General features: G+C 69.5%; 28 protein-coding genes and 1 tRNA gene. 13 read left to right on the top strand and 16 right to left on the bottom strand.

Features of this window, described 5'->3' with window-relative positions; translation table 11 throughout:
* Positions 1-78 precede the first annotated feature (78 nt).
* The 3 genes from DFR39_RS01505 to DFR39_RS01495 form a co-directional block, all read right to left on the bottom strand.
* Entirely contained in the window at positions 79-852 is a 774-nt protein-coding gene (locus tag DFR39_RS01505; RefSeq protein ID WP_133601763.1) for a metallophosphoesterase, read from the bottom strand.
* A gap of 108 nt (positions 853-960) precedes the next feature.
* Positions 961-1,704 carry a UPF0149 family protein gene (locus DFR39_RS01500; protein WP_133601762.1) on the bottom strand — a complete coding sequence of 248 codons (744 nt, stop codon included), beginning with the start codon at positions 1,702-1,704 and terminating at the stop codon, positions 961-963.
* Positions 1,701-2,654 (bottom strand): LysR family transcriptional regulator, encoded by a 954-nt coding sequence (locus DFR39_RS01495; protein WP_281277214.1) that lies wholly within the window; start codon positions 2,652-2,654, stop codon positions 1,701-1,703. Before DFR39_RS01495 ends, DFR39_RS01500 begins: the two co-directional genes overlap by 4 nt.
* A gap of 129 nt (positions 2,655-2,783) precedes the next feature.
* Between DFR39_RS01495 and DFR39_RS01490 the strand changes: the two genes are divergently transcribed.
* Positions 2,784-3,023 carry a hypothetical protein gene (locus tag DFR39_RS01490; RefSeq protein WP_133601761.1) on the top strand — a complete coding sequence of 80 codons (240 nt, stop codon included), beginning with the start codon at positions 2,784-2,786 and terminating at the stop codon, positions 3,021-3,023.
* 94 nt (positions 3,024-3,117) lie between these two features.
* On the opposite strand, the gene DFR39_RS01485 is transcribed toward DFR39_RS01490, so the two are convergent.
* Positions 3,118-4,986: a phosphoenolpyruvate carboxykinase (GTP) gene (locus DFR39_RS01485; RefSeq protein WP_133601760.1), complete on the bottom strand. Its 1,869-nt coding sequence runs from the start codon at positions 4,984-4,986 to the stop codon at positions 3,118-3,120.
* Between the two features lie 226 nt (positions 4,987-5,212).
* Here DFR39_RS01485 and DFR39_RS01480 point away from each other — a divergent pair, with 226 nt between their 5' ends.
* Positions 5,213-5,800, top strand: coding sequence for an MOSC domain-containing protein (locus DFR39_RS01480; protein WP_133601759.1), 588 nt, complete (start codon positions 5,213-5,215; stop codon positions 5,798-5,800).
* 34 nt (positions 5,801-5,834) lie between these two features.
* Here DFR39_RS01480 and DFR39_RS01475 read toward each other — a convergent pair whose 3' ends face one another.
* Positions 5,835-6,914, bottom strand: coding sequence for an alkene reductase (locus DFR39_RS01475; protein ID WP_133601758.1), 1,080 nt, complete (start codon positions 6,912-6,914; stop codon positions 5,835-5,837).
* Between the two features lie 228 nt (positions 6,915-7,142).
* Here DFR39_RS01475 and DFR39_RS01470 point away from each other — a divergent pair, with 228 nt between their 5' ends.
* From DFR39_RS01470 to DFR39_RS01450, 5 genes are read left to right on the top strand one after another with little or no spacing between them, the layout of a single operon-like run.
* Positions 7,143-8,327 (top strand): right-handed parallel beta-helix repeat-containing protein, encoded by a 1,185-nt coding sequence (locus DFR39_RS01470; RefSeq protein ID WP_133601757.1) that lies wholly within the window; start codon positions 7,143-7,145, stop codon positions 8,325-8,327.
* A gap of 44 nt (positions 8,328-8,371) precedes the next feature.
* The gene (locus DFR39_RS01465) at positions 8,372-9,226 is read left to right on the top strand and encodes a 23S rRNA (adenine(2030)-N(6))-methyltransferase RlmJ (protein ID WP_133601756.1); all 855 of its coding nucleotides are present in this window, start codon (positions 8,372-8,374) and stop codon (positions 9,224-9,226) included.
* 9 nt (positions 9,227-9,235) lie between these two features.
* Positions 9,236-10,399, top strand: coding sequence for a CaiB/BaiF CoA transferase family protein (locus DFR39_RS01460; protein WP_133601755.1), 1,164 nt, complete (start codon positions 9,236-9,238; stop codon positions 10,397-10,399).
* The gene (locus DFR39_RS01455; RefSeq protein ID WP_133601754.1) at positions 10,396-10,791 is read left to right on the top strand and encodes a MerR family transcriptional regulator; all 396 of its coding nucleotides are present in this window, start codon (positions 10,396-10,398) and stop codon (positions 10,789-10,791) included. The genes DFR39_RS01460 and DFR39_RS01455 overlap by 4 nt, the downstream gene beginning before the upstream one ends.
* A 34-nt stretch (positions 10,792-10,825) precedes the next feature.
* Positions 10,826-11,419, top strand: coding sequence for an NAD(P)H-dependent oxidoreductase (locus DFR39_RS01450; RefSeq protein WP_133601753.1), 594 nt, complete (start codon positions 10,826-10,828; stop codon positions 11,417-11,419).
* A 4-nt stretch (positions 11,420-11,423) separates the two neighbouring features.
* Here the strand turns inward: DFR39_RS01450 and DFR39_RS01445 are convergent, their stop codons facing one another.
* The gene (locus DFR39_RS01445) at positions 11,424-12,518 is read right to left on the bottom strand and encodes a septal ring lytic transglycosylase RlpA family protein (RefSeq protein ID WP_133601752.1); all 1,095 of its coding nucleotides are present in this window, start codon (positions 12,516-12,518) and stop codon (positions 11,424-11,426) included.
* A gap of 110 nt (positions 12,519-12,628) precedes the next feature.
* Between DFR39_RS01445 and DFR39_RS01440 the strand changes: the two genes are divergently transcribed.
* On the top strand, positions 12,629-13,327 hold the full coding sequence (locus tag DFR39_RS01440; protein ID WP_133601751.1) for a fumarylacetoacetate hydrolase family protein: 699 nt from the start codon (positions 12,629-12,631) through the stop codon (positions 13,325-13,327).
* Between the two features lie 25 nt (positions 13,328-13,352).
* On the top strand, positions 13,353-14,228 hold the full coding sequence (gene nadC / locus DFR39_RS01435; RefSeq protein WP_133601750.1) for a carboxylating nicotinate-nucleotide diphosphorylase: 876 nt from the start codon (positions 13,353-13,355) through the stop codon (positions 14,226-14,228).
* Between the two features lie 20 nt (positions 14,229-14,248).
* Here nadC and DFR39_RS01430 read toward each other — a convergent pair whose 3' ends face one another.
* The 4 genes from DFR39_RS01430 to DFR39_RS01415 are packed head-to-tail and all read right to left on the bottom strand — an operon-like array spanning position 14,249 to position 18,204.
* Positions 14,249-14,983 (bottom strand): proteasome-type protease, encoded by a 735-nt coding sequence (locus DFR39_RS01430; protein WP_133601749.1) that lies wholly within the window; start codon positions 14,981-14,983, stop codon positions 14,249-14,251.
* Positions 14,984-14,992: 9 nt separating this feature from the next.
* Complete coding sequence (locus DFR39_RS01425; RefSeq protein ID WP_133601748.1) at positions 14,993-15,814, bottom strand: transglutaminase family protein; 822 nt, start codon at positions 15,812-15,814, stop codon at positions 14,993-14,995.
* Between the two features lie 33 nt (positions 15,815-15,847).
* Entirely contained in the window at positions 15,848-16,816 is a 969-nt protein-coding gene (locus DFR39_RS01420; RefSeq protein WP_133601747.1) for an alpha-E domain-containing protein, read from the bottom strand.
* 2 nt (positions 16,817-16,818) lie between these two features.
* Complete coding sequence (locus DFR39_RS01415) at positions 16,819-18,204, bottom strand: circularly permuted type 2 ATP-grasp protein (protein ID WP_425466544.1); 1,386 nt, start codon at positions 18,202-18,204, stop codon at positions 16,819-16,821.
* A 288-nt stretch (positions 18,205-18,492) separates the two neighbouring features.
* Here DFR39_RS01415 and DFR39_RS01410 point away from each other — a divergent pair, with 288 nt between their 5' ends.
* The 3 genes from DFR39_RS01410 to DFR39_RS01400 are packed head-to-tail and all read left to right on the top strand — an operon-like array spanning position 18,493 to position 21,991.
* On the top strand, positions 18,493-20,013 hold the full coding sequence (locus tag DFR39_RS01410) for an alpha/beta fold hydrolase (protein WP_162849370.1): 1,521 nt from the start codon (positions 18,493-18,495) through the stop codon (positions 20,011-20,013).
* Entirely contained in the window at positions 20,010-20,804 is a 795-nt protein-coding gene (locus DFR39_RS01405; RefSeq protein ID WP_133601744.1) for an ABC transporter ATP-binding protein, read from the top strand. The genes DFR39_RS01410 and DFR39_RS01405 overlap by 4 nt, the downstream gene beginning before the upstream one ends.
* Complete coding sequence (locus DFR39_RS01400) at positions 20,801-21,991, top strand: ABC transporter permease (RefSeq protein ID WP_246030637.1); 1,191 nt, start codon at positions 20,801-20,803, stop codon at positions 21,989-21,991. The genes DFR39_RS01405 and DFR39_RS01400 overlap by 4 nt, the downstream gene beginning before the upstream one ends.
* A 202-nt stretch (positions 21,992-22,193) precedes the next feature.
* Here DFR39_RS01400 and DFR39_RS01395 read toward each other — a convergent pair.
* Positions 22,194-22,269: transfer RNA gene (locus DFR39_RS01395), tRNA-Arg, on the bottom strand.
* Positions 22,270-22,410: 141 nt separating this feature from the next.
* Here DFR39_RS01395 and DFR39_RS01390 point away from each other — a divergent pair.
* Positions 22,411-22,962, top strand: a complete 552-nt coding sequence (locus DFR39_RS01390; protein ID WP_133601743.1) for a c-type cytochrome — start codon at positions 22,411-22,413, stop codon at positions 22,960-22,962.
* 58 nt (positions 22,963-23,020) lie between these two features.
* On the opposite strand, the gene DFR39_RS01385 is transcribed toward DFR39_RS01390, so the two are convergent.
* The 5 genes from DFR39_RS01385 to DFR39_RS01365 form a co-directional block, all read right to left on the bottom strand.
* Positions 23,021-23,560, bottom strand: a complete 540-nt coding sequence (locus DFR39_RS01385; RefSeq protein ID WP_133601742.1) for a DUF2946 family protein — start codon at positions 23,558-23,560, stop codon at positions 23,021-23,023.
* Between the two features lie 45 nt (positions 23,561-23,605).
* On the bottom strand, positions 23,606-24,034 hold the full coding sequence (locus DFR39_RS01380) for a TerB family tellurite resistance protein (RefSeq protein ID WP_133601741.1): 429 nt from the start codon (positions 24,032-24,034) through the stop codon (positions 23,606-23,608).
* A gap of 141 nt (positions 24,035-24,175) precedes the next feature.
* On the bottom strand, positions 24,176-25,171 hold the full coding sequence (locus DFR39_RS01375; protein WP_133601740.1) for a YheT family hydrolase: 996 nt from the start codon (positions 25,169-25,171) through the stop codon (positions 24,176-24,178).
* Positions 25,172-25,176: 5 nt separating this feature from the next.
* Positions 25,177-25,626, bottom strand: coding sequence for a YybH family protein (locus tag DFR39_RS01370; RefSeq protein WP_133601739.1), 450 nt, complete (start codon positions 25,624-25,626; stop codon positions 25,177-25,179).
* Between the two features lie 10 nt (positions 25,627-25,636).
* Entirely contained in the window at positions 25,637-25,846 is a 210-nt protein-coding gene (locus DFR39_RS01365) for a zinc-finger domain-containing protein (RefSeq protein ID WP_133601738.1), read from the bottom strand.
* Positions 25,847-25,986: the final 140 nt, after the last annotated feature.

Here is a 25,986-nt window from a genome sequence, read left to right as displayed (position 1 = left end):
TCGTTGAGGTTTGCCAAAAATGGCTCGGTCTTGCGTATGCAGTCTGTCAAAGAGGGCTCGCAGGCAGCTTGACGCTTGTCAAGTAGCGAACACCTCCACGCAGCGCTGGCCATCGTAATTCAAGGCCTCGCCGCGCTGGCTGTGGCCGCGCGCATTGCAGACCACATGGCAGCCATGCAGCCGATAGTCGTGGCGGCAGTGCAGATGGCCATGCAGCCACAGCCGCGCGCGCGGCATCAGATCTTCATCGTTATTGCAGAAGCTCGCGGTGCCGGGCTGGCCGCCGTAGCGTGGATCGGCGCTGCGCAGGCTGGGGCCGAAATGCGTGATCACCACGGTAGCCTCCCAGTCCGGCCCCTGTTCGGGCGCAGCCAGGGTCTCGGCCAGCCAGGCGCGGCAGCGCAGGGCCTGCTCGCGCACGGCGGGAGCATCAAAGGGCCGGCCGTGGCGGCTGCTGTTCATCACCCGCTGGAAATAGCTGCCGGCACGCAGGGCACGCTCGCGCTGCGAGGGGCCGAAGAGATCGAAATCGCACCAGCGCGTGCTGCCCACGAAGCGCACGCGTCGGCCCTGGGCATCGCGCATCAGGTGCACGCCGTCGTCCAGCATCACAAAGCCCAGCTCGGCGGCCAGGATGTGCAGGCCGGCCCGGGCCGCGTCGAAGTCGCGGCCGTCGTACTCATGGTTGCCCGGCACGAAGAGCACCGGCACCGGCCAGCCCGCAAAGCGGCGCAGACCGTGCCAGCCGCTGTCCACATCGCCGGCCAGCACCAGGGCCTCGGCGCCGGTTGCGGGCTCGGGCTGGAAGTCTTCGGTCTCGAGGTGCAGGTCCGAGATCAGCTGAAGTCGCACGTCGTCAGCATTCAGGCGGCTGGCCGAGCGGCTGCCGCTGATCCGGCTTTGCCGCTCAGCCGGCAGTGCCCCCTCAAGGGGGCGGCCGCAGGCCGCAGGGGGGGAGCCTTAGTTGGCGCCATGGCACTGCTTGTACTTGCGGCCCGAACCGCAGGGGCAGGGGTCGTTGCGGCCGACCTTGGGCAGATCGCGGCGCACGGTCTCAACCTTGTAGCGGTGCTCTTCGGTCAGGTCGCGCAGATCGGCCACGGTGACCACCAGCTCCTCGACGGCGTCGTCAAAATCCTTGAGCGGATGATCGCGGTCCAGGGTGGCGACCACTTCCTTCTCTTCCGGCGTCTCGGCCGGCAGATGGCGGTACAGGCGGGCCAGGGCGGCCATCACGGCGTCGTCGGGCATCTCCGAGAGCTCGGGGAAGCACAGGCAGGCGTGCTGGAAGCCGGCCACCCAGGGCAGCAGGGCGCGCGAGATGGGGCTCATCGCGGCAAAAGTGGGGTCTTCGTCGGAGGCGACATCGGCATTGCTGGGATCGTCCAGATCCAGCACCACCGGATCGAACCAGCCGTTTTCCACCATGGCGCGGTTCAGGGCCTTGTAGCGGCGGTCCACCAGGGCCTGGATGCGGGCCAGCCAGACCGGGTCGGCATCCTCGGGCAGCAGGCCGCCGTCGTAGTCGAAGATATTGGGCAGCCACTCCTCGATGTCGATCATGCGCGGCTGCACCAGCACGCCGCAGAGGTAGCCGTCCAGCATCGAGGCGTCCAGCGGCTGCAGGGGCTCGGGCGTGGTGGCGAGGAGTTCGTCGAGTTCGGCGAACTCTGCGTCGGTGAGGTCGGTTTGCGGGGTGCTCATGCCCCGATTGTCGCTGTTGTGGCGCGCTTTGCGGCCTCGATCAAGCGTTCGCGCATCCAGCGCATGGCGCTGCGACCGTCGTTGCGCAGATGCCAGAGCATGTCCACATGCACCCGCGCCAGGGGCATGGGCAGGGGGCGCTCGACCAGCTGGCCCTTGTAGCCCGTGGCTTCGACAAAGGAGGCGGGCAGCACGGTGAGCAGGTCGGAATGGGTGACGATTCGGCCGGCCGTGAAGAACTGGTTCACGGTCAGCATGATGCGCCGCGAGCGGCCGAGCGCGGCCAGGGCCTCGTCGGTGAAACCATGGGGGCGGCCGGAGAAGCTGACCAGCAGGTGATGGGCGGCGCAGTAGCGGTCCAGGTCCAGCTCGCCCTCGGCCAGGGGGTGGCCGCGGCGCATCACGCAGACGTACTCGCTCTCGTAGAGCCGGTGCTGGCGCAGGGCGGCCATGCTGCCCAGTGACTGCAGGGCGGCCACGGCCTGGGGGAAGTAGCCCAGGGCGAAATCGGCCTCGCCCTGCTCCAGCAGGCCACGCGGATCGCGGGTGGTGAGCGGCAGCACATGCACATTGGCCAGGGCCTGGGCGGCCTCCATCTGTACCACCAGATGCGGCAGCAGCAGGGCGGCGGTGGAGTCGGCCATGGCCAGGCGGAAGGTGTATTCGTCGCGTTCCGGCTGGAAGTCGTCCGGATCGAGCAGGCTGCGCAGGCGGTCCAGGGCGGCCCGCACCTCGGGCCACAGACCCTCGGCCCGCGAGGTGGGCTTCATGCCGAAGGCCTGACGCACGAAGAGCTCCTCGCCCAGGGCCTCGCGCAGACGCTTGAGGGCATGGCTGACGGCCGGCTGGGTCATGGCCAAGCGGTCAGCGGCCCGGGTCAGGCTGCGTTCGGCCATCACCGCGTCAAAGACTTTCAGCAGGTTCAGGTCCAGGTTGCGGAAGTTTGTCACGAAGGCCCTCTGATATGTGCCGTGTTTATATATTCAATGCACAAGATTCATTTGCCGCAAGTCTAGGGTTAACCCCATACTTCGCCCCGTCGTCGCCACAAGCGCATCAACAAATCCAGGAATTCAGTCATGAGCGTTGCTTCCCACACCTTCGGTCTTCCCCTGTCCCGCAGCCTGGCCCACAGCGGCTCCTTCGCCGCCATCGGTGCCCGCGTCTGGCTGCGCCTGATCGACAGCATCAAGACCCAGTACCGTCTGGCCGCCGAGCGCCGCGCCGAGCGCGAGCTGCTGGCTCTGGCCGCCCAGTACGAATCCAGCATGCCTTCCTTCGCGGCCGAACTGCGCGCCGCCAACGCTCGCCGTCGCTGAAGTCCAGGCCTCGGCAGTACCGAGCCTGGCGGTCAAGCCAAGGCATGAAAAAAGCCCGCTCCATGAGCGGGCTTTTCATTTGCACGGTTAGTGCTTACTCAGCAGCCAGGCGTTGCTCAATCTTGGCCTTGGTGGCGGGCAGGGCGGCCGGCAGATGGTGGGCCAGCTGGGCGAACAGGTCCTCATGCAGCTTCAGCTCGGCGGACCAGTCGCTCTTGTCGATGCGGGTGGCGACCTCGAACTGCTCCTTCGAGAAGTTCAGGCCCTCCCAGTTCAGGTCTTCGTAGCGCGGGGTCACGCCGAAGACATGCTCCTCGCCGGACGGGCTGCCGCTGACGCGGTCCAGCATCCACTTGAGCACGCGCATGTTCTCGCCGTAGCCGGGCCAGACGAACTTGCCGTCGGCACCCTTGCGGAACCAGTTCACGCAGAAGATCTTGGGCAGGGTGGCGCCCGAGGCCTGCAGCTTGGCGCCCAGATCCAGCCAGTGCTGGAAATAATCGCTCATGTTGTAGCCCATGAAGGGCAGCATGGCGAAGGGGTCGCGGCGCACCACGCCCTGCTGGCCGGCGGCCGCGGCGGTGGTCTCGGAGCCCATGGTGGCGGCCATATAGACACCCTCCACCCAGTCGCGCGCCTCGGTCACCAGGGGCACGGTCGTCGAGCGCCGGCCGCCGAAGATGAAGGCGTCGATTGCCACGCCGGCCGGGTTGTCCCACTCGGCGTCCAGCACCGGGTTGTTGGTAGCGGCCACGGTGAAGCGGGCATTGGGGTGCGAGGCCTTGGCGCCCGTGGCCTTGGCGATCTCGGGCGTCCAGTCATTGCCCTGCCAGTCGATCAGATGGGCCGGCGGCGTGTCGCTCATGCCTTCCCACCAGACATCGCCGTCGTCGGTCAGCGCCACATTGGTGAAGATCACATCGCGCTGCAGGCTGGCCATGCAGTTCGGGTTGGTCAGGGTGTTGGTGCCCGGGGCCACGCCGAAGTAGCCGGCTTCGGGGTTGATGGCGTACAGGCGGCCATCCTGGCCGGGCTTGATCCAGGCGATGTCGTCGCCGATGGTCGTGACCTTCCAGCCGGCGAAGGCCTTGGGCGGGATCAGCATGGCGAAATTGGTCTTGCCGCAGGCGCTGGGGAAGGCGGCGGCCACATGGTGCTTCTTGCCCTCGGGGCTTTCCACGCCCAGCACCAGCATGTGCTCGGCCAGCCAGCCCTGGTCACGGCCCATGGTGGAGGCAATGCGCAGCGCGAAGCACTTCTTGCCCAGCAGGGCGTTGCCACCGTAGCCCGAGCCGTAGGACCAGATCTCGCGGGTCTCGGGGTAGTGGACGATGTACTTGGTCTTGTTGCAGGGCCACTTCACATCGGCCTGGCCCGGCTCCAGCGGCGCGCCCACGGTGTGCACGCAGGGCACGAACTCGCCCTCGGCTCCCAGCACATCCAGTACCGCACGACCCATGCGGGTCATGATGCGCATGTTCACGGCCACATAGGGGCTGTCGGAGAGTTCCACGCCAATGTGCGCGATGGGCGAGCCGATGGGGCCCATGCTGAAGGGCACCACATACAGGGTGCGGCCGCGCATGCTGCCCTTGAACAGGGCCTGTTCACCGGTCTGCAGCAGGGTGCGCATCTCGGTCGGGTCCATCCAGTTGTTGGTGGGGCCGGCGTCTTCCTTCTTGGCCGAGCAGATGTAGGTGCGGTCTTCCACGCGCGCCACATCGCTGGGATCGCTCCAGGCCAGATAGCTGTTGGGACGCTTGGCGGGATTGAGTTTCTTGAAGGTACCAGCCTCGACCAGCTGCTGGCACAGGCGCTCGTACTCGGCCTGCGAGCCGTCGCACCAGTACACCTCGCGCGCTTCGGTGAGCGCGGCGATCTCGGCCACCCAGGCCACCAGGCGCTGGTGCTTCACATAGGCCGGCACATTCAGGCGCAGGCCTTCCATCAGAGGTTGGTTCATGACGTTCCCAATCAATTAAAAAGCGGAATTGGGTCAGGCCCGCCGAGCGATCCTGACCCAATGCCGCCAGACTGTGGAAGCGCCAAGTCATTGTCGCCGGGCTGTAACCTCGCCGTAACCTCCCCGGATGAGGTGCCCATGCATTTCCCGCATGAACTAATGCCGACTTGGCCGGCTTTGTGCGCGGACCGGGCCATGCAGAGCTGGCGCGGCACAATCGCGCACCATGAAAGTGCTCAGCCTCAACACCGCGCTCGTCCAGGATCTGCTGCTGGACGACGGCCGCCGCGTGCCCAGCGGCATTGCCAAGCGGGCGCGCAGCGCTGCGGTGGAACTGGGGGCCCTGGGCCTGGAGGGGGATGCCCAGGCGGACCTGAGCGTGCACGGCGGCCTCTCCAAGGCGGTCTATGCCTACCCCAGCGAGCATTACGCCTTCTGGCAGACGGTGCGGGCCCAGGCCGGCGTGGCTCCCTGGGGCGAGACCCTGGCGCCGGGCAGTCTGGGTGAGAACCTGACCCTCGTGGGCCTGCAGGAGCAGCAGGTCTGGATCGGTGATGTGCTGCGCTTCCCCGAGGCCGAGCTGGTGGTCAGCGAGCCGCGCTACCCCTGCTTCAAGTTCAATGCCGTGATGGGCTTCAAGCAGGCCGCCAAGCTGATGACGCAAAGCGCCTGGTGCGGCTTCTACTTGGCGGTGCAGACGCCCGGCCGGCTCGCGGCCGGCCAGGGCTTCGAGCTGATCCCCGGCCCGCGCGAGGTGGGGATCAGCGAGCTGTTCCGCGCCAAGACGGGCGGCAGCAACAAGTCACGGGCCTGAGTCGGGCTCAGGCGCTTTAACCGCCTCAGCGGCCTCAGGCGTCCAGCGCCGGATAGTCTGTATAGCCCTCGGCGCCCCCGCCATAGAAGGTCTCGCGCACATAGGGCTGCAGGGCCGCGTTCAGGCGCAGGCGGCGCACCAAGTCGGGGTTGCTGATGAAGTCGCGCCCGATGGACACGGCGTCCGCATGGCCCTCGGCCACGGCCTTGATCGCCATCTCGCGGGTGTAGCCGTTGTTCACCATCCAGGGGCCCTGGAAGCGTGCGCGCATGGCCGCGTAGTCGAAGGGCGCCACATCGCGCGGGCCGCCGGTCGCGCCTTCCACCACTTCCAGGAAGGCCAGCTTCAGCGGTGCCAGGCGCTCGGCCACATGGTTGAACAGGGCCTGGGCATCGCTGTCCTGGCCGATGTCATTGCTGGGCGTCACCGGGCTCAGGCGCAGCGAGGTGCGACCCGGGCCGATGGCCTCGGCCACCGCCGTCATCACCTCGATCAGCAGGCGGGCGCGGTTCTCGATGGAGCCGCCGTAGGCATCGCTGCGGTCATTGGCGCTGTCGCGCAGGAACTGGTCCAGCAGATAGCCGTTGGCCGCATGCACCTGCACGCCATCGAAGCCGGCCTCGATGGCATTGCGGGCGGCCTGGGCATAGTCGGCGATCAGCTGCGGGATCTCCTCGGTGGCCAGGGCGCGCGGCGTGTCGGTAGGCACCAGCTCGCCGCGGCTGGCGTAGGTGCGGGTCTTGGCGGCCCGCGCGGTGGACGAGACCGGGGCGGCACCGCCCGGCTGCAGGCTTTTCACCGAGATACGGCCCACATGCCAGAGCTGGATCACGATCTTGCCGCCAGCCGCGTGCACGGCCTCGGTCACGGTCTTCCAGCCGGCAATCTGCGCGGGGCTGTGGATGCCGGGGGTGTCGAAATAGCCCTGGCCGTCGGGGCGGATCTGGCTGGCCTCGGTGATGATCAGGCCGGCGCTGGCGCGCTGGCGGTAGTACTCGGCCTGGGCGGCGCCCGGAATCTGCTGGGGCGCGCGGTTGCGCGTCAGCGGGGCCATGACGATGCGGTTGGCAAGCTGCAGCTCACCGAGCTGCACGGGGTCGAAGAGATTGGGCATGGAAGAAATGGGCGGCCGAAACAGCGGGGTCGGCTCAGGCAGATGGTGGGGAGATGCGGGATTGCAAGAGTCGCTAGCCTAGCGGGAAGCGCGGGCCGGCGCCGTCCTGCCGGTGACAGCCCATCACGGCAGTTTGCTATGGTCCGGGGGCCGCGGGCCGGCGCACGGTTTTCAGTAGACTCGCGCGCCCGCCCGGGCAGGGTTGAACTCATGGGTATGGAGCGTGCCTTGATTCAGAGCGATCTCCCATCCGCCGCGGCGCTGCCGGGGCGGCGTCAATTGCTGTGGCTGGGGGCTGCCGCCCTGCTGCCGCCGTCCGCCCGGGCCCAGGCCCAGGTGCTGAAAGTCGGCCCGCAACGCGAGCTGCGCAGCCTGGCCGCCGCCGCTCGGGTGGCCCGGGATGGCATGCGCATCGAGGTGGATGCGGGCGACTATCCGGGTGATGTGGCCGTTTGGCGCCAGCGCGGCCTGCAGATCGTGGCGGTGGGCGGCCGGGTACGGGTGTCGGCCCAGGGCGCGCATGCCGAGGGCAAGGGCATCTTTGTCACCGGGGGCGAGGACATCAGCATCCAGGGCCTGGACTTCAGCGGCGCGCGCGTGCCCGATGGCAATGGCGCCGGCATCCGCCTGGAGCGGGGCAGCCTGCTGCTGCGCGACTGCAGCTTTCGCGACTGCGAGATGGGCCTGCTCAGCAGCAATGACGCCACGGCGCGCCTGTCGCTGGAGGGCTGCGAATTCAGCCATGCCGCCGCGCGGCCGGGAGGGCGGCCCGCCCACCTGCTCTACGCCGGCCGCATCGCGCAGCTGCGGGTGCAGGGCTGCTACTTCCACCAGGGTCGGGTGGGCCATCTGATCAAGAGCCGGGCCGCGCTGAGCGAGATCTTCTACAACCGCCTGACGGATGAGCCGGGCGGCCGCGCCAGCTACGAGCTGGAGTTTCCCGACGGCGGTCAGGCCTGGGTGCTGGGGAATCTGATCCAGCAAAGTGCCAGCAGCGAGAACCCACACCTCATCGCCTACGGGGCCGAGAGCCTGCTTCACCCGCGCCGCGAGCTCTATCTGCTGCACAACACCCTGGTGGACAACCGGCCCGGTGGTGGCCGCTATCTGCGTGTGCCGGCGGGCCAGCTGCGCGTGCAGGGCTATAACAATCTGCTGGTCGGCGGCGGCCGCATGCCCACGGAGTCCGGCTGGGACTGGCGCAACAACCTGGCGGTGGACTGGGATGTGTTCGAGCGCGCCGCGCGCGAAGACTTGCGGCCCCGTACGGCCAGCGGGCTGCAGGGGCGGCTGATCGAGCCCGCGCCCCTGCCCGATGGGCGGCAGCCGCGCCTGACGCATCAGTATGTGCATCCGCGTCAGGCGCTTGCCCTGGCCGGCCCGCCCCGCTATCCCGGGGCCTTCCAGCCCTGAACCGGCGGCCCTGAAGGCGGCACAAGGCGCTACAGTGCGGGCCTATGCTCGCCTATCGTCACGCCTTTCATGCCGGCAACCATGCCGATGTCCTCAAACACCTGGTGCTCGCCCAGGTGCTGCGCTATATGGGCGAGAAGGACAAGGCCTACACCCTGGTGGACACCCATGCCGGGGCCGGCGGCTATTCCGTCGAGAGCCGCTACGCCCAGAAGAATGCCGAGTACGGCACCGGCATCGCCAAGCTCTACGACCGCAAGGACCTGCCTGCGCCCCTGGCCGCCTATGTGGACCTGGTGCGCCAGTTCAACCCCGATGGCCAGCTACGCCAATACCCCGGCTCGCCGGCCGTGGCCCATCTGCTGATGCGCGAGCATGACCGGCTGCGCTGCTACGAGCTGCATCCCACCGACCACCGCATCCTGGCCAGCTATCTGGAGAGCCGGCCCAACACCCAGGTTTCGGACCGCGACGGCTTTGCCAGCCTCAAGGGCGAGCTGCCGCCGCCCTCGCGCCGCGCCGTGGTGCTGATGGACCCGCCCTACGAGATCAAGACCGACTACGCCAAGGTGCTGGCTGCCCTGCGCGAGGGCCTGCAGAAATTCGCCGAGGGCGTGTTCCTGATCTGGTATCCGCAGCTGCAGCTGCTGGAGTCCAGCCAGCTGGCCCAGCGCCTCAAGGCCACGGCGGACGCCTCGGCCAAGAAGGGCTGGCTGCATGTGCGCCTGACCGTGGCCCAGGCCGACGAGCGCGGCTACGGCATGCTGGGCAGCGGCATGTTCATCGCCAACCCGCCCTACACCCTGTACGACGAGCTGCAGGAATGCCTGCCCTACCTTGTCGAGCGCCTGGGCCAGTACGACGGCGCCAACTTCGTGCTGGAGCAGAAAGCGGTCTGAGCCCCGGGCATGAGTGAGGTCGCGCAATCCTCCGGCCCCCTGGCCGGGCTCAAGGTGCTGGAGCTGGGCCAGCTGATCGCCGGCCCCTTTGCCGGCAAGACCCTGGCCGATTTCGGTGCCGAGGTCATCAAGGTGGAACCGCCTGGCACGGGCGATCCCCTGCGCCAGTGGCGCCTGCTGCACCAGGGCGAGAGCGTCTGGTGGCAGGTGCAGAGCCGCAACAAGAAGAGCGTGACCCTGGACCTGCGCCAGGAGGCCGGCCGCGCCATCGCGCGCCAGCTGGCGGCCGAGGCCGATGTGCTGATCGAGAACTTCCGCCCCGGCCTGATGGAGGACTGGGGCCTGGGCTACGAGACCCTGGCCGCCGCCAACCCCGGGCTCATCATGCTGCGCATCAGCGGCTACGGCCAGAGTGGCCCCTACCGCGATCTGCCCGGCTTTGCCGTGGTGGCCGAGGCCATGGGCGGCCTGCGCCATCTGATGGGCGAGCCCGGCCGGCCGCCGGTGCGCGCGGGCGTGAGCCTGGGCGACACCCTGGCGGCCCTGCATGGCGTGATCGGCGTGCTGCTGGCCCTGCAGGCGCGTGCGAGGACCGGGCGCGGCCAGGTGGTGGACGTGGCCCTGTACGAATCGGTCTTCAACTGCATGGAGTCCCTGCTGCCCGAGTACAGCGCCTTTGGCGCGGTGCGCGAGCCGGCGGGCTCGGCCCTGCCGGGCATCGCACCCAGCAATGCCTACCGCTGCGCCGACGGCCAGGTGGTCATCGGCGGCAATGGTGACTCCATCTTCAAGCGCCTGATGACGGCCATAGACCGCGAGGACCTGGGACAAGACCCGCTACTTTCCGGCAATGCCGGCCGGGCCGCCCGCGTGGACGAGCTGGATGCGGCCATCACGGCCTGGACCGTGCAGCGCCCTGTGGCCGAGGTGCTGGCCACGCTGCAGGCGGCGCGCGTGCCGGTGGGCCGCATCTACACCGCGCGTGATATTGCCGAGGACCCGCATTACCGCGCCCGCGGCATGATCGAGCGCATCGTCACCGCCTCGGGGCTGGCGCTCGATGTGCCCGGCGTGGTGCCCAAGCTCAGCGACACGCCCGGCGCCATCCGCAGCCTGGCGCCCAGCCTGGGTGAGCACAATGCCGAGCTGCTGCCCGGGGAGCGCAAGGCGTGAGCGAGGCCGGCCTGCTGATCGGCGAGCTGGCGCGCCGCACCGGGGCCAGTGTCAAGGCCCTGCGCCTGTACGAAAGCCTGGGCCTGATCCCCGCGCCGCGCCGCCGCGGCAGCTACCGGGTCTACGAGCCGGCGCACGAGGAGGCGGTGCGCTTCATCCGCCAGGCCCAGGCCGTGGGCTTTCGATTGCAGGAATTGCAGCGCCTGTTCTTTGATCACGGGCCGCGGCCCGAGCTGGGCGCACTGCTGAATGCCGTGCGCCTCAAGCGCCAGACTCTGGCGCGCGAACGCGAGCGCCTGGCGCATCAGGATCGTCTCTTGCTGGACTGCGAGGCCATGCTGCTCAGCGGCAGGCTGGAACCTCTGTGCGAGGAGTTCGAGCGCGAGGCTTGACTCTGCCCCATGGGGCAAGGCCCAGACTGCGCCCATGAAGAACCCTCAAGCCAAACGCATTCTCCTGATCCAGGCCCATCCCCGGTCCGACAGCTTCTGCGCCGCCCTGGGCCAAGCCTATGCCCAGGCGGCCAGCGCGGCCGGTCATGAGGTGGAGCAGGTGCATGTCGCCGCGCTGCACTTCTCGCCGAATCTGCCTGCGGGCTATGAAAGCCTGCCGCCGCTGGAGCCCGATCTGCAGCGCCTGCAACAGCAGATCCGGGCCGCAGACCACCTGGTCTGGGTCTACCCCGTCTGGTGGGGCTCGGTGCCGGCCCTGCTCAAGGGCCTGCTGGACCGCCTGCTGACGCCCGGCTTTGCCTTTCGCTACACCGCGGCGCAGACCTGGCCCAAGCGCCTGCTCAAGGGCCGCAGCGCCCGCCTACTAGTCAGCCTGGACACGCCCGGCTGGTACTTCCGTTGGCTGCAAGGCGCCCCGGCCCACCGCATGATGAAGGACGCGGTGCTGGAGTTCTGCGGCGTGGCGCCGGTGCGCATCAGCGAGTTCAGCCCGGTGATCAAGAGCACGCCCGCGCAGCGGGAACGCTGGCTGGCGCGGGCTGCCGAGCTGGGGCGCTTGGGACGCTGATCGCTCAGCGCCGCTCTACCACCAGGGGCGTGAGCGCCAGCTCCAGGCGCAGGCGCTCGGCGGCCTGGCGCGCGTCGTCGCGGCTGGCGTAGGGGCCGGCCTGCAGGCGGTGCAGGCCCTTGTCGCGCACCACGGCCAGCAGGGGGGCCAGGCTGTCCAGGCGCTCCAGCACCTGGCGGCGCATGGTCTCGGCCCCGTCCAGCCGGGCGTAGGCGCCCAGCTGCAGCCAGAAGCCGGGCGCGATCTTGGCGTCGGTGCGTGCAGTGCTCTCGCCGCCGCCGCTGCTGCTGCCACCGGCGAGCAGGGCGGCCGGATCCGTTTGTGCACCGGCCGCGAGACTGGGTGCGGGTGCAGGCGGGGGCGTCGGCGTCGGGGCGGGCGTTGCGGCGGGTGGATTGCGCAGCAAGGCGGTGCTGGTCTGCTCGGGCGCGCCAGCGGCCGCGCCGGGCACGAAGAGCGGGGCGGGTTCGGCCGCGGACAGGACCGTGGCGTCTGCCGGTGTGCCGCCCCGCATCCAGGCACCGGTACGGATGTCCTCGTAGGTGATGCGCTCCACCTCCACCGGCGCCACACCGCGCAGCAGGTCCAGCTTGAGTGCGGCGGTGTAGCTGAGGTCGATGACGCGGCCCTTGTGGAAGGGGCCGCGGTCATTGACGCGCACGATCACCTCGCGGCCATTCTTGGGGTTGCGCACCCGCGCATAGCTGGGCAGCGGCATGGTGGGGTGGGCGGCCGACATGGCGTACATGTTGTAGACCTCGCCGGTCGAGGTGGGGCGGCCATGGAACTTGCGGCCGTACCAGGAGGCCAAGCCGCGCTCGACCAGCGGCCGGTCCTCGGTCATGGGCTCGTAGCGCTGGCCCAGCACCTCGTAGGGCTTGTTGGGCCCGCCCTTGCGGATGGGCTCCAGGCGCGGCTGGGCATCGGGCACCTTGTGCAGATCGGGGGGAATCACCGCGTCGGGGCCGTCCTTGTCGGGCCAGCCTCCGGCGGGGCGCGGGGCGGGCGCCGGATCGCCGGATGGCTGGGGCGCGCGCGTGGCGCAACCGGCGGCGAGCAGGGCCAGCAGCAGCGGGGGCAGCAGAAGCGGCGAGGGCATGCGCATGGGCGCGATGGTAGCGTCTGCGCATTGCGCACAAGCCCGACGAGCGGGCCCGCATGCTTGGCTATGCTGGCGCATTGTTCAGTCTTGCGGAGCTACGCCACATCATGACCGACTACGTCTTCCCGCCCCAGGAACAAGCCAGCGTGGCGGTGCGCGGCAGCGCGCAGCGCTACGCCGTGCACCGCATCTTCTGCGTGGGCCGCAACTACGCCGCCCATGCCCGCGAGATGGGTGGCAACCCCGAGCGCGAGGCGCCCTTTTACTTCAGCAAGCCGGCCAATGCCCTGCTGCCCTCGGGCTCGGACATGGCCTATCCGCCCGGCACCCAGAACCTGCACTACGAGATGGAGCTGGTGATCGCCCTGGGCGCGCCGGTCTTCAAGGCCACGCCCGAGACCGCGGGCGCGGCCGTCTGGGGCTATGCCGCGGGCCTGGACATGACGCGCCGCGATCTGCAGGCCGAGGCCAAGGCCGCCGGCCGGCCCTGGGACACGGCCAAGGGCTTCGAGCAGTCCGCCGTCATCAGCGAGCTGGTGCCCGCGGTCCAGACGGGCGAGCTCAAGGGCGGCGCCATCACCCTGGCGGTGAACGGCGTGGAGAAGCAGCGCGGCGACCTCTCGGACATGATCTGGAGCGTGCCCGAGATCGTGGCCAATCTCTCCCAGTTCTATCACCTGCAGCCCGGCGACCTGATCTACACCGGCACGCCCGAGGGCGTGGGCGCGGTCAAGCCCGGCGACCGCATCACGGGCCATATCGAGGGCCTGGGCGATTTGAGCCTGACAATCACGACTCCCGAGTAAACCGCGACCCCTGCCGCTTGTGCCGATGTTCGACCACAACGAAACCCTCGAAGAAGCCCGTGCCCGCAATATCCGCGAGGCGCTGATGGAAGACATCGGCGTGTGCGACTGGACCGCCCAGCTGGTGCCGGCCGGTCGCCGCGTCAAGGCCCAGGTGCGGGTGCGCGAGGCCGCGGTGCTGTGCGGGCGCGACTGGTTCGAGGGCGTGTTCGCCGCGCTGGACACCACGGCGCGCATCCACTGGCATTACGCCGAGGGCGCGCGCATGGCGGCCGACACCCTGGTCTGCGAGATCGAGGCCGACGGCCGCGCCCTGCTCTCGGCCGAGCGCCCGGCCCTGAACTTTCTGCAGCTGCTCTCGGGCACGGCCAGCATCACCCGCGCCCATGCCGATGCCATCGAGGGCGCCAGCCCGCACCCGCGCGGCTGCGTGGTGCTGGACACGCGCAAGACCGTGCCGGGCCTGCGCCTGGCGCAGAAGTATGCGGTGCGGGTGGGCGGCGGCGCCAACCAGCGCCTGGCCCTCTATGCCGGCATCCTGATCAAGGAAAACCACATCGCCGCCGCCGGTGGTGTGGGCGCGGCCCTGCGCGCGGCTCAGGCCCTGAACGCGGGTGTGGACATCCAGATTGAGGTGGAAGACCTGGAGGAGCTGCGGGAGGCCCTGGACGCCGGCGCCACCAGCGTGCTGCTGGACAACTTCGACGAGGCCCAGATGAAGGCCGCCGTGGCCCTCAATGAAGCGCGCGGCCGCCCGGCCCTGCTGGAGGTCTCGGGCGGCGTGGCCCTGGAGCAGCTGCGCTGGATCGCCGCCACCGGCGTGGACCGCATCTCCATCGGTCGCCTGACCAAGGATGTGCGCGCGGTGGATTACTCAATGCGGGTGCTGGGCCCGGTCTGAGGTCTCGCCCGGCGGCGTGCTCAGCCGCCGAACCAGTCCTCGTCCGGCAGCTTGGCGAACACGCGGCGCAAGCCCTCGCCCCAGCCGCGGCTGAGCTTGAGGAAGTAGGGGTCGGTGGCTTCCACCCGGTGCGGGGCCGCGGGGGCAAAGCTGTCGCTGCGGTAGATCAGCATGTCGATGGGCAGGCCCACCGAGAGATTGCTGCGTATGGTGGAGTCAAACGAGATCAGCGTGCACTTGGTCGCCTCGTTGAGGCTGGAGCCATGGCGGATCACGCGGTCGATGATGGGCTTGCCGTACTTGGACTCGCCGATCTGGAAGTAGGGCGTGTCCTCGGTGGCCTCGATGAAATTGCCTTGCGGGTAGACGTGGAAGAGCCGTGGCGCCTCGCCCCGGATCTGGCCGCCGATGATGAAGTTGGCGCCGAAGTCCACGCCCTGGCCCAGGGTGGCGTCATTGGCGTCGCGCGCCACCACCTCCTTGAGCGTGCGGCCCAGCAGCTCGGCCGCCTCGTAGAGCGAGGCCACGTTCAGCAGATGCCGGCCCTCATGCGCGCAGCGCTGGCGCAGCAGGCTGATCACGCTCTGCGTGGTGGCCAGATTGCCGGCATTGAGCACGCAGATCAGGCGCTCGCCCGGCTGCTCGAACACATTCATCTTGCGGAAGGTGGAGATGTGATCCACCCCCGCATTGGTGCGCGAGTCGGAGGCGAAGAGCAGGCCGGCCTTAAGCCGCATGGCAACGCAGTACGTCATGAGGCCGGATTATTGCTGCTGGGCCGCGGCACCGGCCAGGCTGACCTGCACCAGGGTGTGCAGCACTTCGCCCCCGCCGCCCAGGCGCATGCCGCGCACCGGGCAGGCGTCCAGATAGTCCGCACCGATGGCCAGCTTCACATAGCGGCCGCCGGCCAGGCACTGGTTGCTCACATCAAAGCCCAGCCAGCCGCCCGCGGGGTCGGGTAGGCGCACCTCGGCCCAGGCGTGGCTGGCCACATGCTCGGCGTCGGCCGCCAGATAGCCCGAGACATAGCGGGCCGGCAGGCCCAGGAGGCGCGCGCAGGTGACGAAGACCTGGGCATGGTCCTGGCACACGCCCAGGCGCGAGGCGAAGGCCTGGGCCGCGGGCGTGGCGGCATCGGTGACGCCGGGGGTGTAGGGCATGTGCTCGCCCAGGGCCTGCATCAGGGTGTGCAGGGCGGCCAGGGGCTCCAGGCTGCCGGGGGCGCCGGTGCAGCGCTGCACGAACTCGCGCAGGGCCGCATCGGGCTGGGTCAGGGGCGATTCGCGCAGAAAGAGCGGGGCGGGCAACTGGTCCTGCGCGTCGGGTCGGGGCGGACCGTCCTCCGTGTCCACCTCGCCGCGGGCCTGCAGATGGATCTCCTGGCCGGGGCGGTCCAGGGTCAGCACATGCATCACATTGCCATAGGCGTCGCGCGACTCGCTGGCGCGCGCGGGCAGGCCCAGCGCCCAGCGCAGCACGCGCTGGCGCGCATCGCTTTGCGGCGTCAGGCGCAGGTACTGGGTGCTGCGCGTGGGCGGCAGCTCGTAGCGATAGACGGTTTCGTGGGCGATCAGCAGGTGCATGGCCGGCTCCGCGCGGGCAGGGGAGGGTGTGCGTCAGTTGGCTTCGAGGTAGGCGCTGCGTATGGCCTCGCCCAGCCCGGCCGACTCGTCCAGGAAGCCGGTCAGCCAGCGGTGCAGGCCGGCGTCCAGGATCTCGTCCACCCGACCATACTCCAGGCGCAGGGCCAGGCGGCCGGCCAGCAGCTTGACCTGGCGGCCGGCGTCCTGGGCGCCGGGGTTGGCCTCGATCTGGGGCAGGATGGCCACGATTTCGTCGCAGCAGGCGCGCAGGCTGCGCGGCACATCGGGCCGCAGGATCAGCAGCTCGGTCACGCGGCGGCCGTCCAGGCTGTCGCGGTAGGCGGCGTGGTAGGCCTCGAAGGCCGAGAGCGAGCGCAGCAGGGCGCTCCAGGCGTAGAAGTCGGGCGCGCTCTCGCTGGGCGCGTCCACCGGCATCAGGGAGTCCACCGCGGGCTCGATCAGCTGGGACTTCACGTCCAGCAGGCGCGCGGTGTTGTCGGCCCGCTCCACGAAGGTGCCCAGGCGGATGAAGCAGTAGGCGTCATTGCGCTGCAGGGTGCCGTAGGTGGCGCCGCGGAAGAGGTGGGAGCGCTCCTTGACCCAGTCGAAGAAGCTGGAGACGCTGGGGATGCCGCGCTTGGGGAACTGGCGGCCTTCCAGCCAGGTGCTGTTGATGGCCTCCCACATCTCGGCCGTGATCTGGCCGCGCACCGCATGGGCGTTCTCGCGCGCCAGCTTCAGGCAGCTCAGCACCGAGGCCGGGTTCTCCAGATCCAGGGCCATGAAGTTGAACAGGGCCTGGGCATCGAGCTTGGGGTGGCGGGCGCTGTAGGCCTCCAGCGCGCCGGTCACGGCCAGGGGCGCGGCCAGTTCGGTGAGCGCGCCGCGGCTCTGCGGCAGCAGGGACAGGGAGTGCGTCACGTCCAGCATGCGCACCAGGTTCTCGGCGCGCTCCACATAGCGGCTCATCCAGTAGAGCTGGGCAGCGGTTCTCGACAACATCTTCAGTTCTCCAGAATCCAGGTGTCCTTGGTGCCGCCGCCTTGCGAGGAATTGACCACCAGGGAGCCCTGCTTGAGCGCGACGCGGGTCAGACCGCCCGAGACCATCTGCACCTCGCGGCCGGTCAGCACAAAGGGCCGCAGATCGATGTGGCGCGGGGCTATGCCACTCTCCACAAAGGTGGGGCAGCTGGACAGGCACAGCGTGGGCTGGGCGATGTAGTTGCTGGGGTTGGCGCGCACGCGCTCGCGGAAGGCATCCACCTCGGCGGCCGTGGCGGCCGGGCCCACCAGCATGCCGTAGCCGCCAGCGCCATGCACCTCCTTGACCACCAGCTCGGCCATATGGGCCAGCACATGGTCCAGATCGGCGGGCTTGCGGCACTGCCAGGTGGGCACGTTGTGCAGGATGGGCTCCTCGCCCAGGTAGAAGCGGATCATGTCCGGCACATAGGGGTAGATGGACTTGTCGTCCGCCACCCCGGTGCCTATGGCATTGGCCAGGATCAGATGGCCCTTTTTGTAGACCGAGAGCAGGCCCGGCACGCCCAGCATGGAGTCGGCGCGGAAGGCCAGGGGGTCGAGGAAGGCGTCGTCGATGCGGCGGTAGATCACGTCCACCCGCTGCGGCCCCACCGTGGTGCGCATGTAGAGGTGGTCGTCCTTGACGAAGAGGTCCTGCCCCTCCACCAGCTCCACGCCCATCTGCTGGGCCAGGAAGGCGTGCTCGAAATAGGCGCTGTTGAAGGGGCCGGGCGTGAGCACCACCACGGTGGGGTTGTCCACGGTGCTGGCGTGGCGCAGGGTGTTGAGCAGCAGGGTGGGGTAGTGGGCCACCGGCGCCACCTGGTAGCGCTCGAAGAGTTCGGGGAAGAGCCGCATCATCATCTTGCGGTTCTCCAGCATGTAGGAGACCCCGCTGGGCACGCGCAGATTGTCTTCCAGCACGTAGTAGCCGCCGTCCGCGTGGCGGATCAGGTCCACCCCGGTGATGTGGGCGTAGATGCCCAGCGGAAGGTCCAGGCCCTGCATGGCGGGCTGGTACTGGGCATTGGCAAAGACCTGCTCGGCCGGGATCAGGCCGGCCTTGATGATCTCGTGATCGTGGTAGATGTCCCAGAGGAATTTGTTCAGCGCGCTCACGCGCTGGCGCAGGCCGGCCTCCAGCATCCGCCATTCCTCGGCCGGCACGATGCGCGGCACGGTGTCGAAGGGGATCAGGCGCTCGGCGCCGGCCTCGTCGCCGTAGACGGCGAAGGTGATGCCCACCTTGTGGAAGAGCAGGTCCGCCTCGGCCCGCTTCTTGGCCAGGGCCTCGGGCGTCTGGGCCTGCAGCCAGTGGGCAAAGGCCTGGTAGTGCGGGCGTATCGCCCCGCTGGCCAGCAGCATCTCGTCATGGTGTCCCGCGGGCGGGAGGGTCAGGGCATGCATCGGTCGCCTTCCAAGAGCGTGTCTGGGGGTAAATGCAAGCCCCGTGCCCAGGCTGCCAGGGCGTTATTGCCCCGATATGGTGCCCAGGGGCGGTGGCACCGGCTCAGTGCATCCGGCGAAGCGCCGTCTTGGTGCACCCATCCAGCTTGCCATTCATCCGCCAGTCTGGCTATTCGTCGCAGGCCATGCCCCGTTCGTGCCCTGGCTGCGCACAATCGCACCCGTCTCAACCCGCTGTCATCCACCATGAATCTGCCCCTGTGGCTGCGCCGACTGCATAGAAGAGGCGCGGCTTTGTCCCTGCTGCCGGTCCTGCTGGCCGGACTGGCCGTCCATGCGCCCGCCCGCGCGGAGGCCGAGCTGGCACTCAAGCCCTGCCGCCTGCCCGGCTTCCCGACCGAGCTGCAATGCGGGGTGCTCAAGCGCGCACTCGATCCCGCCCAGCCCCAAGGCCGGCAGATTGCGCTGCAGGTGGCCGTGGTGCCGGCCCTGGCGCGCAACAAGCTGCCTGACCCCGTGGTCTTTCTGGCCGGCGGGCCGGGGCAGTCGGCCATCGAGCTGCTGCCCACCCTGGCCGGGCGCATGGGCCGGCTGAACCAGCGCCGCGATCTGGTCTTTGTGGACCAGCGCGGTACGGGCAAGAGCGCCTCACTGGCCTGCCGGGACGAACGCTATCTGCCCTTGAGCAAGCAGCTGGACCGCGAGGCCATGCTGCAGGAGCTGCAGCAGTGCCGCGCGGAGCTGCAGAAACTGCCGCATGGGGATCTGCGTTTCTACAGCACCTGGATCGCCTCCCAGGACCTGGATGCGGTGCGCCGGGCCCTGGGCGTGGCGCAGTGGAATGTGATCGGCGGCAGCTATGGCACCCGCGCCGGCCTGGACTATCTGCGCCAGTTCCCGGGCGCGGTGCGCCGCGCCGTGCTCGACGGCCTGGCCCCGCCCGATGGCGTGCTGCCCCTGAGCCTGAGCCAGGATGGCTACGAGGCGCTGCAGACCCTGCTGAACGAATGCGCCGCCGAGCCCGGCTGCGCCCGGGCCTTTCCCGAGCTGAGGGCCCAGTGGGAGCGGCTGCTGGCCAGCCTGCCGCGCGAGCTGAGCCTGCGGCACCCCCTCACCGGCAAGAGCGAGACCGTGCGCCTGCAGGCCGAGGACCTGGTGATGCGCCTGCGCAGCCCGCTCTATGTGCCCAGCCTGCGCAGCGCCCTGCCGGCCGCCATCGCCCAGGCGGCGCAAGGCAACTTCGACGCCCTGCTGGGCGTGGCCAGCGGCATGTCGGGCGGACGCGGCGGCCAGCTGTCGACGGGCATGCATTTCTCGGTGATCTGCAGCGAGGACTATCCGCGGCTCGCGACCCGGGACGCGGCGACCCTGAGCGGGCCGGCGGCCTTCTACGCCCGGGTCTGCCGCGACTGGCCACGCGGCGAGGTGCCGGCCGCCTTCTACGAGATGCCCAAGGCGCAAAGCCCGGTGCTGCTGCTAAGCGGCGGTGTGGACCCCGCCACCGCGCCGCGCCATGGCGAACGCGTGCTGCAGGCCCTGGGCCCGCTGGCTCGCCATGAGCTGGTGCCCGGTGCCGGCCATGGGGTGATGGGCCTGCCCTGCATGCGCGACACCCTGGCCCGCTTCATCGAGGCCAAGACCGATGAGCAGGCCCTGGCGCTCAAGACCGATTGCGCCGCCCGCATGCCCCTGCCGCCGGCCTTTGTGCCCCCCAATCCCGAGCTGCCGGCTGCGGCGGCCCGCCCCACTGCGGAGAAGCGTCCGTGATCAGCATCGACCGTATCAGCAAGCGTTTCAAGACCGCCTCGCAGCGCCAGCCCGGACTGGCCGGCTGGCTGGGTCGCCGCCAGGGCGGCTGGGTGGAGGCCGTGCGCGAGGTGTCCTTCAGCGCGGGGGATGGCCGCATCACCGGCCTGCTGGGCGCCAACGGCGCGGGCAAGACCACCTCGCTGCGCATGCTGGCCGGCCTGTTCCGGCCCGATACCGGCGCCATTGCGGTGGATGGCATCGATGTGCTGCGCCAGCCCCGCCAGGCCCTGGCCCGCATGGGCATTCTGGGCGATGCCCACGGCCTGTACCCGCGGCTGACGGCGCGCGAGAACATCGTCTATTTCGGCCAGCTCCAGGGCCTGAGCGCCGCCGTGGCCAGCCGACGCGCCGAGGAACTGGCCGAGCTGCTGGAGTTGGGCGCCATCCTGGACCGGCGTGCCGAGGGCTTCAGCCAGGGCGAGCGCATGAAGACCGCCCTGGCCCGCGCCCTGGTGCATGACCCGGCGAACATCGTGCTGGACGAGCCCACCAACGGCCTGGACGTGCTGGCCACGCGCAGCCTGCGCGGCGCCCTGCGCACCCTGGCGCGGGAGCAGGGCAAGTGCATCGTCTTTTCCACCCACATCATGCAGGAGGTGGAGTACCTCTGCGACGAGGTGGTGGTGGTGGCCCAGGGCCGCTCGGTGGCCCGTGGCAGCGTGGATGAGCTCAAGCAGCTCGCCGGCTGCCACAACTTCGAAGACGCTTTTGTGGCGCTCGCCTTTGCGCCGGCCCAGGAGGCCGCATGAACATGATGCCCAATGCCTCGCTGCTGAACCATGTGCTCGTCGTCTTCCTCAAGGAGCTGCGCGAGGCCCTGCGCGACCGCCGCACCCTGCTGCGGGTCTCGCTGCCGGGCCTGCTGATGGGGCCATTGATGCTGTTTGCGCTGTCCATGCTGGTGGCCCAGTTCGAGAAGCAGGCCGAGCAGCGCGAGATCGTGGTGGCCGGCATGGCGCAGGCGCCCAGCCTGGTGAACTATCTGCAGCGCCAGAACTACAGCGTCAAGGAGGCGCCGGCCGACTACGAGAAGCAGCTGCGCGAGTCGCGTCTGGCCAGCGCCGTGCTGGTGGTGCCGGCCGGCTTTGAGCAGGCCCTGGCCCGCGGCGATGAGGCCGAGCTGGAGGTGGTGACCGACAGCGCCAACACCCGGGCCAGTGCCAGCGGTGGTGGCGTGGCCCGCCTGGTGCGCGGCTTCAACGACGAGCGCGCGCGCCTGCATCTGATGCTGCGCGGCGTCAGCCCCGAGCTGCTCAGCCCGGTGGGCCTCACCGAGCGCGATCTGGCCAGCCCCGGGGCCCGGGCCGCCCGCATCACCGGCATCATTCCCATGTTCGTGATCATGGCCGTGCTCTATGGCGCGCTCACCGCCGCCCTGGACACCACCAGCGGCGAGCGCGAGCGCCAGAGCCTGGAGCCCTTGCTGGCCAACCCGGTGCCGCATGGCGCCCTGGTTCTGGGCAAGTGGCTGGCCGTGGCCCTGATGGGGGCGGTGGTGGCGGCCCTGGCCAGCTTCAGCTTTCTGCCGGCCCAGCTGCTGATCAAGAGCGATGCCCTGGCAGCCCAGTTCCGCTTTGGCTGGATGGATGCCACCTTGTTCGCCCTGCTGCTGATGCCGGTGGCCGCGGCCATGGGCGCCCTCCTGATGGCGGTGGCCATACGCACCAAGACCTTTAAGGAGGCCCAGGCCAGCGCCAATTTGGTGATCATGGTCTTCAGCCTCATGCCCCTGCTGGCCATCATGAATCCCGGCGCGGACGCCGCCTGGCATTACTGGCTGCCGGGCCTGGGCCAGTACCAGCAGATGATGCAGTTGCTCAAGGGTGAGGTGCTGCGCCTGGATCAGTGGCTGCCGCCGGTACTGACGGCCCTGCTCATCATCAGCGGCGCCATCGTCTATGTGGGGCGCGCCATGCGGGCGGCGGCCAGCCGCTGAGGGTGGCTGGGGCGCAACAGGCCGGTGCGTATAGCGGCGCCGGCTGCGCCGGGCGGCTTGATCCAGCGCAAAGCACCGCACTGGGCGCCGGCGCGCGCGCCTGAGCGTGCCCCGCGGCAAGAACTGGCCCCGGGCGCGGTCCCGGCGCGGGGCGCTGAAAACGCAAACGCCACCCGAGGGTGGCGTAAGTGCTTGATTTTCTTGGCGCGCCCGGCTGGGATCGAACCAGCAACCCCTGCCTTCGGAGGGCAGTACTCTATCCATTGAGCTACGGGCGCAGCGCGGCGGATTCTAGCAGTGCCGCGGGCTTGCACGGGGGAGGCAAACGGACGGCCTCGATATAATTTGCCGCTTCAAGCCGCCCGCAGGCGAGGCGGTGCTGCGTGATTTCCAATTTCCCGACAGCCAACGAGGATTCAATGAGCGCAACCCAAGATCAAGGCCACAAGCACGACGCGCATGAGGCGCATGAAGGGCCGATCAAGACGCCCAAGCAGCTGGCATGGGCCGTGGGTTTCGCCTTCGTCGTGCCGGTGGTGGTGATTGTGCTGCTGGCCAATTACGTGACCAGCGCCGCCAAGCCGGCTGCCGGCAGCGTGGGCCTGGAAGAACAGGCCGTGGCGGCGCGCATCCAGCCGGTGGGCAGCATCGAGCTCAAGGACGTTTCCAACCCGGGCGCCATGAAGACCGGTGAGCAGGTCTACCAGGCCCAGTGCGCGGCCTGCCATACCAGCGGTGCAGCGGGCGCCCCCAAGCTGGGTGATGCCGCTGCCTGGGGCCCGCGTCTGGGTCAGGGTTTCGAGCTCCTGGTGCAGCATGCGCTCAAGGGCAAGGGCGCCATGGGGCCGCAGGGCGGTGGCGACCACAGCGATTTCGAGATCGCACGCGCCGTGGTCTATATGAGCAACCAAGGCGGCGCCAAGTTCGAGGAGCCCAAGGCGCCGGCCGCTGCGGCTTCGGCCGCGCAGTAAGCGCTAGTTTGCGATCACGATGAGCCGCCCCGAGGGGCGGCTTTTTCATGCCCGCGTCTCAGGCCGCTTGGGGTTCGACGATCACGCCGTAGCGCTGCAGCAGTTCGGCGTGGCGCAGGGTCTCGGGCTGCCAGCGCCCGGTTTCCACCGGCGCCAGGGCCAGGCCCATGTCCAGGCTGTGCACCAGGCCCAGGCCCAGGGGGGTCGCCACGTAGAAGCGATCGTGCTCGTCCAGCCAGCAGGCCTGAACCGGACCGGCCGCCAGGCCGGTGTGGCTGTGCACCTGCGGCGCGCCGGGCTCGGCTGGGTTCTCGCTCAGGCGCCAGACCCAGGGCGCGGCCTCCAGCTGCACATAGACGCGCTGCGGGCCATTCTGGAAGAACCAGGCGCCTTGCGCGTCGGCCGCGTAATTGCGGTGGATGAAGTCGCGCAGCTTCTCGTGCGTGATACGGCTGCCCTTGACCCGGGGGAAGGGGCCCGCCGCCTGGATGCGCTCATCACGCATATACCAGTCGCCGCGGGCGTCCAGGGCCAGCCAGCCATAGCAATCCGGCACATTGGGCCATTTCTTCAGGGCGGCTTCGACGATGGGGTCCATGGCCCGGAGTCTAGCCGCCGGCGCCCAGCGCGACGGTGCCGCGCCTCAGCTGGGCAAGCCCGTGCCGGCCCGCGCTCTGGGGGCCTGTGCTCCCGCCTCCCAGCGAGCGAGCATGCGCTGCAGCACAATGCCTTCCCCGCTGGCCAGATACTGATCGGCGGCCACCACCGTGGTCACGGCATCCAGCACGCGCTGGCGCAGCTGGGGTTGATCCACATCCTCCAGCAGGGTGTCCAGAATCTGGTCGCTGACGCAGGCCTGCTGCATATCGAGGGCTTGATGGGCGCTGACCAGGTCTTCGCAAAGCTCTTGCACCAAGGCGTACAAGCGTTCCGGCGGCAAGCCCAGCTTGAGGCTGTGGCCCAGCTGCTGCAGGGCCTGTGTTTCCTGCTGGCAGACCTTGCCATCGGCGATCAAGGCCAGGGCGACCAGCCGGCTTGCGGCTTCGGCACTGTTGCGTGGGTAGTGGCGCATGCACGATCTCCTTCTTGCTGAGCGAGGGGGGCCGGACGCGCATCCGCGCCGGTCCGCGCAGTGTCGGCAGAGCCGGTGCCCGCTGCCACTACGCCGAAGGGGAGTGTGGCTTCGTAAAAAACGCAGTCTTTGCCCGCCCGCTCAGGGACTTAGGTTTGCCGCGGCGGCCAGCCAGTCGCAGACCAGCCGGGGCATCTGCATCACGCGTGCCGGGGGCGCCCCATGCGGAAAGCCCACATGGCCGCCGTGCGCGGGCTGCCAGAGCGTGACGTGACGACCCACCTCGCCCGGGCGCGGCAGGCTCTCGGCCGGCACAAAGGGATCGTTGCGCGCGTTCAGGGCCAGGGCCGGGATGCGGATGCGGTGCAGATGGGGCTTGGCCGAGGCCCGGTGCCAGTAGTCCTCGGTGTCGCGAAAGCCGTGCAGGGGCGCGGTGAAGAGATTGTCGAACTCGTAGAGGTCGCGCGCCCGGGCCAGGCGCTCGCCATCGAACAGGCCCGGATGCTGGCGCAGCTTGGCCAGGGCCTTGGGCACCATGCTGCGCAGGAACATGCGCGTGTAGACCAGGCGGTTGAAGCCCTGGCCAATGGCGATGCCGGCCGCGCGCAGGTCCAGCGGCGAGCAGATGGAGCAGACGGCGGCGGCCGTGGCCGCGGCGCTCTCGCCCGCCTCCTCGGCCCAGCGCATCAGGGCATTGCCGCCCAGGGAGACGCCCGCGGCGATCAGGGGGCCGCGGTGCGCGGCCTTGAGCCGCGCCAGCATCCAGCCGATCTCTTCATAGTCGCCCGAGTGGTAGGCCCGCGGCGCCAGATTCAGCTCGCCCGAGCAGCCGCGGAAATGCGGCATGGCAAAGGCCCAGCCACGCTGCCGCGCCATGGCCGCAAAGGCCTGGGAGTACTGGCTCTGGGAGCTGCCTTCCAGGCCGTGGAAGAGCACGAGCAGGGCTTGCTGCGGGGGGGGCGGCGCGGCGCCCGGCTCGGGCTGCAGATGGTCCACATCCACGAAGTCGCCGTCCGGCGTGGTCCAGCGCTCGCGCCGAAAGCGCGGCGGCGCGCCGTGGAAACGCCGTGCGTACAGCGCCGGCCAGATGGTCTGGGCATGGCCGCCTGGCAGCCACAGCGGCGCGCGGTAGCGCATCGCCGTCAATGCAGGGTGGCCGGTTCCTCGACCACCTCCTGGATATCGTGGGCCGTGCCCGGGCTGGCATGGTGCAGCACCATGCGCCAGCCTTCGGCGGTCTTCAGATAGACATTGGTCGCGATGACCCAGGCGCTGTGCTGGCCCTCGGGACCGTCCACCTGCACCCGCTCCAGCACCTGGTGGATGGCGGTCTCGCCGCTGAGCAGGCGCCGCACCCGCTCGGGATGGACCGAGATCGCCCCCTGGGCGAACAGGCCCTCGAAGGCGGCGCGGATGGCGCCGAAGCCCACCAGACGCGGGCCGCCGGGATGCACGCAGGAGATCTCCTCCTCATCCGCCCAGACCGACATCAGGCGCTCCAGGTCGGCGCTCTGCAGCGCCTCGTAGAACTGGGCCTCGGTGTCCTCGGGCGCGGCCAGCAGGGCCGCGGTCTGGGCTTTGGGGCGCTGCATGGGTTGTGGCTCAGTGGTGGCCGTGCAGGACTTCGCCGGCCTTGAGCTTGTAGACGGTGCCGCAGTAGGGGCACTTGCCGCCGCCTTCGTGCGTCACGTCCACGAAGACGCGCGGATGGTTGCTCCACAGCGCCATCTTGGGATTGGGGCAGGCCACCACGCCGGGGCCCTGCACGTCCTTGGCCGTCACTTCGACCACTGCCTTGACTTCGTTACTCATGATGTTCCTTCTCAATGCTTCTGTCACTCGCCACCCACGGGGCTCCTGACCCAGCGACGCCCGAGGATCCGGCTCGGCCGGGCCTGCGGGCGTGCCCCCTTTGAGGGGGCGCGCGCAGCGCGTAGGGGGTGGGCTGTGAC

Origin of the sequence: Roseateles asaccharophilus (assembly GCF_004362405.1) — a bacterium.
GTDB lineage: Bacteria > Pseudomonadota > Gammaproteobacteria > Burkholderiales > Burkholderiaceae_C > Kinneretia > Kinneretia asaccharophila.
The sequence above is the reverse complement of the archived record's forward strand: the minus strand, read 5'-3'. Positions and strand labels throughout refer to the sequence as shown.